General features: G+C 70.4%; 6 protein-coding genes. All 6 read right to left on the reverse strand.

Going from position 1 to position 8,564, the window contains the following annotated elements; genetic code table 11:
• The coding region (locus BL254_RS16830; protein WP_076844000.1) for a SpoIIE family protein phosphatase at nucleotides 1-1,989 on the reverse strand (1,989 nt) is incomplete at its 3' end.
• 556 nt (nucleotides 1,990-2,545) lie between these two features.
• Nucleotides 2,546-3,259 carry an NADPH-dependent F420 reductase gene (locus tag BL254_RS16835; RefSeq protein ID WP_076844002.1) on the reverse strand — a complete coding sequence of 238 codons (714 nt, stop codon included), beginning with the start codon at nucleotides 3,257-3,259 and terminating at the stop codon, nucleotides 2,546-2,548.
• 389 nt (nucleotides 3,260-3,648) lie between these two features.
• The gene (locus BL254_RS16840; protein ID WP_047223108.1) at nucleotides 3,649-3,957 is read right to left on the reverse strand and encodes a hypothetical protein; all 309 of its coding nucleotides are present in this window, start codon (nucleotides 3,955-3,957) and stop codon (nucleotides 3,649-3,651) included.
• Nucleotides 3,958-4,292: 335 nt separating this feature from the next.
• Nucleotides 4,293-5,720 (reverse strand): cytochrome P450, encoded by a 1,428-nt coding sequence (locus BL254_RS16845; RefSeq protein ID WP_076844004.1) that lies wholly within the window; start codon nucleotides 5,718-5,720, stop codon nucleotides 4,293-4,295.
• A 465-nt stretch (nucleotides 5,721-6,185) separates the two neighbouring features.
• Nucleotides 6,186-7,985, reverse strand: a complete 1,800-nt coding sequence (locus BL254_RS16850) for a bifunctional 3-(3-hydroxy-phenyl)propionate/3-hydroxycinnamic acid hydroxylase (protein ID WP_076844006.1) — start codon at nucleotides 7,983-7,985, stop codon at nucleotides 6,186-6,188.
• 274 nt (nucleotides 7,986-8,259) lie between these two features.
• Nucleotides 8,260-8,564: 3-oxoacyl-[acyl-carrier-protein] synthase III C-terminal domain-containing protein (locus BL254_RS16855; RefSeq protein ID WP_305775651.1), on the reverse strand; the 305-nt coding region annotated here is incomplete at its 5' end.

Raw genomic sequence — 8,564 nt, forward strand, 5'->3', positions numbered from 1 at the left:
GGTGTCGATGTCGCGGTCGCGGGATTCGATCAGGCCGTCGGTGTAGAGGGCGAGCAGGCTGCCGTCGGGGAGGTGGTGGTCGGTGGCTTCGAAGGGGAGGCCGCCGAGGCCGAGGGGGGGTCCGGGGGGGATGTCGAGGTAGGTGACGGTGCCGTCGGGGGTGACGAGGGCGGGTGGGGGGTGGCCGGCGCTGGCGATGGTGGCGTGGCCGGTGGTGGGGTCGTAGACGGCGTAGAGGCAGGTGGCACCGAGGTCGCCGCTGCCGGGATCTCGATCGGTGGTCAGCCGGGTGATGACGTCGTCGAGCCGGGTGAGCAGCTCGTCGGGGGTGGGATCGGCGTCGGCGAGGGTGCGCACGGCGGTGCGCAGTTGACCCATGGTGGCGGCGGCGTGGATGCCGTGGCCGACGACGTCGCCGACGACGAGGGCGACGCGGGCGCCGGAGAGCGGGATGACGTCGTACCAGTCGCCGCCGACGCCGGCCTGGGCGCCGGCGGGCAGGTAGCGGAGGGCGACGTCCACGGCGGCCGGGCGGGGGAGATCATGGGGGAGGAGGCTGTGCTGGAGGGTGAGGGCGGTGGTGCGTTCGCGGGTGTAGCGGCGGGCGTTGTCGAGACAGACGGCGGTGTGGGTGGCGAGCTCGTCGGCGAGCAGAAGATCGTCGGAGGTGAAGGGGGCGGGGTGGTGGTGGCGGGTGAGGACGGCGGCCCCGAGCGTGGTGCCTCGGGCCCGCAGCGGAACGATCATGGCAGAGTGGGGGGCGGTGGTACCTGGGATCCAGGTGGTCGGGAGCCAGGTGGTGAAGGCGGGATCAGGGAGCGGGCAGATGGCGGGCCGGCCGGTGGTGAGGGCATGGGCGAGAGGAGAGCCGGCGGGGTAGGTGGTGGTACGGCCGAGGGGGGCGGTCGGACCGGTGGGGAGGGTGGCGGCGTAGCCGATACAGCGCAGGGGGAACGGGGCGCTGAGCGGGCCAGGAGTGGGTTCGCTGCCGCGGTAGACGGTGTCGAGGAGGGTGACGCTGATCTGGTCGGCGAAGCGGGGGACGGTGATGTCGGCGAGCTCCTGGGCGGTGCGATCGACCTCGAGGGTGCTGCCGATGGCGGTGGTGGCCTCGTTGAGCAGGGTCAGGCGTTGCTGGGCCCAGTACTGTTCGCTGATGTCGATGGCGGCGGTGAACACGCCGTGGATCCGGCCGGCGGGGTCGCGGACCGGGGAGGTGCGGACCGCCCAGGCGCGTTTGCGGGTCTCCCCCTGCGCGCGGCTGAAGCTTTCGTGGCGGGCGGATCGGCCGGTGGCCATCACGTGGCGGAGATGGTCCCAGGTTGCCTGGTAGGCGGGGTGGGGTAAGGCGTCCATCAGCCGGTGGCCGCGCAGGTCGGTGTCGGTGTTACCGATCATGCGGGTGGTTTCGGTGTTCAGCCGGCGGATCCGCATCTCGGTGTCGACGAGCGCCAGGCCGATCGGGGCCTGCGTGAACGCCCAGCCGATCAGAGACCGGTCGTCCACCGGTGTCTCCCTCGCTTCCCGCGGCTCCCGCGGGTCGCACGCGTGCCTGTCATGAGAGGCCGAGGAAGGAGCCCGGACGGGTGCGAGGCCGGTGTGGAGCACGGCCACATACCACAGGGTGACAGCCCCGGCGGCGTCCAGGAGGGGATGGGCGCGAATCCCCAGCGGGAGGATACAGCCGTCATGGTGACAAACGGTGACCAGTCCTTGCCAGCTCTGCCYGTGCGCGACAGCATGCCGGGCCGGCTTCGGCAGCGCATCGGCGAGCAGCGTRCCCACGGCCGTCCCGATGACCTCCGCCGGGGTGTAGCCCAGGAGTTGGTATGCGCTCTCGCTCCAGCCTGTCACGATCCCGTGCGCGTCCACCGCGGCTGTCACGCTGCCCCCTGCCAGGTGGACGTCCGAGCGCCCCGCCAGCCGGTCGAGCGGTCGCTCATCGGACCGGTCAGCCGGCGTGTCGGTACACGGTCTGTCACCGTTCATCGGATCCCGCCTTCGCATGAGGCCGTGGACGAACCGGCATCGTCACACCCTACTTACCTCCTCATCGCCTTTTCATTTCCGTTTCCGGGTCTTCTTACCACCTGGTTCGCAGGTTCGGGCGCCCGTGATTCCGCGCGCTGACCAGCATCACCGGCGTGGTTCGTGCACTTTCGCGCGTCGTCCCGCAATATGACGTTTGACGGTCACGTAATGTGCCCTTACCGCCACCAGGTGGTCGGCCGCTTTCGATGGACATATCAGGATGCCCGGCGGTGGGGGTGGACGGAGCCGGGGGCGGATGGAGCCGGGGGCGGATGGAGTACTGAGCGGGTAGGCGGGACTTCCGCTCGGCGTGACCGGCGACTCGCGCTGTCACGACCGAGATCCGCGCGGGCCTGCGCTGCCGCGAGATGACGGTGCGAGTGGCGTTCGCTGGAAGTCCGGCGGGGATGCTGGCCGGATATCCGGCGGAAAGGGGGATACCGGGCACTGGGGCATGGCCGCCGTACGCCGCCGATCACCGCCGGCGGCGTACGTTCCATCCGGTCGTTCCGGGTCAGTTTCCGCCAGCGTCGGCATAACGACGGGCAGCGGCCAGAGCCGCGCGGAGCGTCGCGGCATCGGCCGGTACTCCCGCCGCCGGGAACCCGTCCTGCCCGCTGGCCGAGCTTCGGTCGAAGTACAAGGTCGCGTAGGCGGCGGTGTCGCGCTGGAAACGCCACCCTTCGGAGAGCGGGCCGGCGTCGACGGCGTCGTAGCCGATCGCGTCCAGGAAGGCGATCACCGCCGCTTTCGCGTCCGCGTCGTCCCCGGCGATCGGCAGGGCGCTGYGGTCGGGCGCCCCGGCCGGCCGGGCCAGCGACAGCAGATGCTTGAAATAGATGTTGTTGAACGCTTTCACGACCTTGGACGTTGGCAGGTGCCTCTGGAGGAGCTCGCTGGTCGTGGTCGATTCGTCGTCCAGCTCGGGGATCTGCCCGTCTCGTTGCGGGTAGTAGTTGTTGGTGTCAATGACAGTCCTGTTGGCAAGTGGTTCGACGGGCACGCTGCGGTAGGCTCGCAGCGGAATTGTCACGACCACCAGGTCCCCGGCTTCCCCGGCCTGGCCTGGGGTTGCGGCGCGGGCGCGCGGGCCCAGCTCGTCGACCAGCTCCTTCAGCGTCTCAGGCTCTCGCGAGTTGCTCAGGACCACGTCATATCCGGCCGTGACAGCCAGTCTGGCCAGCGTGCTGCCGATGTTCCCGCTACCGATCAATCCAATGGTTGTCATATCCGGCCCCAACCATCAGCTCTCCGATCGGCATTCCCGGGAACAGACCACCCTGGCGGCCCCTGGCCCGGCACCCGTTGCCGTGACCGGGGCAAAAGCCTGCGAGCAGGATGAACACCTTGAAAACAGCACTTCCGGTGCGGTCTCGTGGGTGGTGCGGGTGGCGGCGCCGGGGAGGAATCGCGGGCGGCGCCCCGTCACGACCGTGGACCGGAGCCGCACCGGTGGTGGGCAGGGAACGACACCGTCCGGTCGAACACGGGAGACATGGATGATCTTCTGGCGGCCGGCTGCCATCTCCCGGCCGGAACAACATGTGGAATTCGCTGTCCCGGCCGGGACGACGAGCACGAAAATATTGGAAGTATTATCGGCCGTTCTTGGAGGAGTTAGTTCGGGGTCCCGTTGGACAATCCTTCGGAAACAGCGTTCCCGGCCTGGGAGAAGGCGCTGGAGAAGAGGCCCCCCACCACGCCGGAGATCGCGCCCAGGGCATTGGAGCCAGCGCCGGCCGCGGAGTCCCCACCGGTGGCGGGATCTGTGCCGGTGGCGGGGTCGTCGATGGTTATGGCGGTTCCGCCGCCGATTCCGGTGTCGGTGCTGGTGGGCAGGGCACTGGCGGGAGCTGTGCCCAGGAACACGGCGAAAAGCCCGGTGACAATAGCGACCACGGCACGCCGCAGGGTTCTGGCAGTCATTTTACTCCCAGCGGATACAGGTGACGGATGTTCCTCTTCAAGAGTAGGTCGGCCGGCAGGGTATCGGAACCCGAAGGCTGTGCACTGTGGCGCTGGCTTCATCACAATGTTCCGCACGGCGTCCGGGTACATGGCGGGAGCCGGGATCGCTCGGCAATTGGCTACCCGGCCGGCCGGTCGGATAGTCGGATAACCGGCCGGAAGAACGACGCTTCCGGCGGCCGGCCGCGGTGAAGGAGCGGCTGGTGGTATTTCGTTCGCCCGTGCTCTCCGCACGGGGATCGGCGAGGCCGGGGACTGAGCGAGACCGGGGGTCGGGCGCGGGCGGCGTGCCGTCAGCCGTGGCGACGGATGGTCATCGGCAGTCCGTCCCGGGGCCGCAGGGTCACCAGCGGCTCAGGGGCGATCTTCAAGCCGGGGACGGGCTCGAACGTCCAGTGGCGGCTGATCGTCGCGAGCGCGAGCACCCCTTCGGTCCGGGCGAAGCTGTTGCCGATGCACTGGTGCGGGCCGCCGCCGAAGGGGAAGTAGRCGTAGCGGGGCCGGTCGGGGTCGACCCGGTCCCCGAGCCAGCGGGCCGGGTCGAACCGTTCCGGTTCCGGCCACCATTTCTCGTCGCGGTGAACGACCCACTGGCTCAGCAGCAGCGTCGACCCTGCGGGCAACGGATAGCCACCGACGACACGGTCCTCCACCAGATACCGGCTCATCGCCCACACGGGCGGGTAGAGCCGCATCGACTCGCTGAGCACCGCGTCGGTGAACGGCAGGCGGGGCAGGTCCGCGACCGTCGGACGCCGGCCGGCCAGGACGCCGTCGAGTTCGGCGTGCAGTGCCTCGGCCACCTCGGGATGTTGGCCGAGGAGATGAAAGGTCCAGGTCAGCGCGTTGGYGGTGGTCTCGTGACCGGCGAGCATGATGGTCAGGGTCTCGTCCCGAACCTGGCTGTCGTCCATGYCGTCCCCGCTGTCGGCGTCACGGGCGGACAACAGTAGCGACAACAGATCCCGGCCTTCCGCCCCTTCGCGGCGGCGGCGTTCGATGAGGTCGTAGACGACCCGGTCGAGGGCCTGGCGAGTCTCGCGGCGGCGCCGGGCCGAGGGTAGCGGCAGCCGTTCCAGCAGTTCGAAACCGGTGTGCAGGGCCTTGCGGGCGGCCACCGTGTTCTCACTGATGGCGGCCCGGATCACGGCCACGATGTCGCTGTCGGTATCGGCGTCGACATCGACGTCGAACAGGGTCTTCGTGACCATCGCCAGCGTCATCTCGATCATCTCGTCGTGTATGTCGAGACGCTGCCCGTTCCGCCAGCGCGCGGCCCGCGCGTCGGCGATCGCGGCGAACGTCTCTCCGTACTCGAAGATCCGCTGGTGGTGGAACAGCGGCTGCATGAGCCGCCGCTGCCTGCGGTGCAGCTCACCGGAGCTGGTCAGCAGGCCCTGCCCGAGCACCATGGTGAGGGGCTGCACCGCGGTGCCACGAGAGCCGGGGCCACGGCGGACGAACCCCCGCCGGTAGGAGCGGTGCGACCCGACCAGCACGTCGGCGATCGCGTCCGGATCCGCCACCAGGAACGCCGACAGCGGCCGGGACGACAGCTGCACGACCGGGCCGTGGGTCTGGCGCAGGCGGACGAGGCCAGCGAGCGGATCGGCGCGCAGCAGCTTCCTCGCGGCGCGCAGGCCACCGGCCGATCCTGGAACAGGGTGCGCGCGTATCGGCACGGGCCCCGGCGTGACGGTGGCAGGCGGGGTAACGGTCATCGCGGACCCTCCTCGGGAACACGGGCGGGGGCAGGGGGCGCTCAACCAAGCAGGACGACCGGCAGACTGATCTTCACGATAATCGCGATCTAGGCGGTGCGGCGGGAGACACCGGCCACGTCCGTCCGCCTGGACCTGTCCGCCCGCCGGTTCGGCGGGTGCTCGACCGCCCCGGCGGGCGCCCGGCTGTGAACGCCACGGCGCTGTCCACGCGCGGCCTGCCGGCAGGTCCACGGGCGAAGCCCCCAGGCCTGGGCCGGCCGACTCGGTCGGACTGATCGAATCGATGATCGAAACCCCGATACCCGCGGGGCGCGGTGGGTATCGCGGACAGGGGGCCAGGCCAGCAGCACCCGGTATGTCAGATATATGACATATCATCTACAACACATCACCGCGGACGGGGTGAAAATCCCCGCAGCGGCGACGGGAACAGTCTCGGTGCTTCCGAACCTCCCGGACAGGTTACGACCGAAGATCCATCGAACCCGGCTCAACCGGCGTACGGGCATGGTGACCTCGTCGGCCGGCGCTACTGACAGCGGACTGCTGTGGCTGCCGCTCCAGGCCGGCCAGGCGCGCAGGCGGGAGGATGTCCCGCATCCCGGCGGACGCGAGTTCGTGGCGCCACCGGATCAGGTCGAGGGTGCGAGCGGTGGCGAACACGGTGCGGTCCGGCCGTAGCAGCACGGCGTGGGCACGGTGACGGGTCAGCCAGCGGTCGAGCGCCCCGCTCGGATCATGGATGAGCCTGACGTCGTCCGAGGTCGCCGGGAGGGGGGCGGGTGCCGGGACGATGCCGACGTAGCGGGTGCGCAACCGGGCGAAGAAGGCCCGGGTGTCCTCGCCGATGACGGAGGCCCAGTTGAAGGCGAAGATCCAGTCGGTGCAGTGGGCGAGGACGGCGAAGCCGTCGCCCAGCAGGTCGTCCAGTGGGATCTCGACGGGCGCGGCGGTGTCGGTGCCGGCGGCGGTGCGGACCAGCGGCTGCGGGCACAGCCGCCCGGCGGGCTGCCGGCGGCCCGGCAACAGCCGCGACGCCGGCCTGACGAGCGGGCCGGGGCGCAGCGGCGGGCTCGCCGAGCGTTCCATCAGCCGTTGGAAGGCGTCCAGGCCGGCGGCCTGGACGAACAGGGCCTGGCGCGCCGTGCCCACGGCGGTTGTGCCACTGGTCATCGTCCGGCCGAGCATGACCGCCATACGGACCAGTTGGCGGGCGTGCGGCCGACGCTCGCTCTGGTAACTGTCCAGAAGCCGCTCGTCGGCATGGCCAGCCAGGACGAGGCCGAGTTTCCAGGTGAGGTTCGCCGCGTCGCGGACGCCGGCACACAGCCCCTGGCCGAGGAACGGCGGTGTCTGATGCGCGGCGTCACCGAGGAGGAACACCCGCCCGCGCCGCCAGCGCCGGGCGACGAGCGCGTGGAAGGTGTAGGTGGTCTGGCGTACGACGGTGAGCTGTCGTGGGTCGACGCCGCCGAGCCAGGGCGCGACGAGCTGGCGGACGACCTCGATTCGTGACAGTTCGTGAGCGGATTCACCGGCCCGGATCTGGAACTCCCAGCGGTAGCGCCGSGGGCCGATCCGCATGTACGTGGCGGCACGGCGTCGGTCGCAGACCTGGTGGATGCCGTCCCAGTTCGCCAGCGGCTGCTCGCTGTGCACGTCGACGACCAGCCAGGACTGGGTGAAACGCAGATCTTCCATGGTGGTGCCGACGGTTGCGCGGCTGCTGCCGTTCGCGCCGTCGCAGCCGAGGACGGCGTGGGTCCAGACCTGCTCGAGACGACCGGAGACGTGGTCACGGATCGTGACGCGCAGCGGGGCTGGGCCGTGGGTGTGCCCGGTCTCGACGGCGACGGCTTCGGCACCGCATCGCAGGTCGACGTGCGGGAAGCGGGCGAGCCCCCGGCGGAGCACAGCCTCCAGCATGGCCTGGTCGAACATGTTGGCCCCGGGATGGCCCTGCCCACTGTCGACGGGATCCCGCTGGAAGCGGGCGAACGGCTGGTGGTCGGCGTTCAGCAGCTGCAGGCCCAGCGCGGGTCTGGTGATGGCCCGTACCTCGTCGGCGAGACCGGCGGACTGCATGATCCGCAACGTTTCGTCGTCAAGATGTACGGCCCGGGGCAGCGGGTAGATGTCGTGGTGGCGCTCGACGACGAGACAGGCGATGCCCTGCCGGCCGAGAAGATTGGCCGCTGTCGTACCGCTGGGCCCGGCACCGACGATGACGACGGGAATTTCTCGGGGGGTGAGCGACGGCATGCCGGCATCCTTCGGGCGTTGCGGGGCGGGGACGTGCACGGGCCACGGCCGGCCCGGCGCGGATGACCGGGACCGGGACCGGGCGGGCGGCATTGCCGTGGCTGTGCCCGGCGCCGCGTCTCGTGTCGCATGGAGTGCGGCGGACGTCCTCGCACCCCGCGCGGATCATCGGGTGTCGGCGGGTCCGGGCAGTGGCGGAGTGGCGGCTGCCGGCAGCCTGGCCCACACAGGCCACCGGCAGCCGCTGGTGGCCTGTGTGGTTGTCGGCGTTCTGTCAGTGGGCTTTCAGCAGGGCGGCGAACAGGGTCAGGCCGGGGCCGAACCCGAGGGCGACCGCCACCTTGCCCGGTCGGATCTCGCGGGTCCGCAGCAGCCGCTGAAGGATGATCAGAACGGTCGCACTCGAGCAGTTGCCGTATTCGCGGAGAATGTCGTAGGAGGGGGCGGTCGCTTCCTCGCTGAGCTGGAGCTGGTCCGCGACGACCCGCAGAATGCGCGCGCCGCCGGGGTGGATGGCCCAGCCGTCGACGTCGTCGAGGGTGTGGCCGTGCGCGGCGAGGAGGGTGGTGACGAGGTCTG

Origin of the sequence: Protofrankia sp. BMG5.30, from assembly GCF_001983005.1 — a bacterium.
In the GTDB taxonomy this organism is placed as follows: Bacteria; Actinomycetota; Actinomycetes; order Frankiales; family Frankiaceae; genus Protofrankia; species Protofrankia coriariae.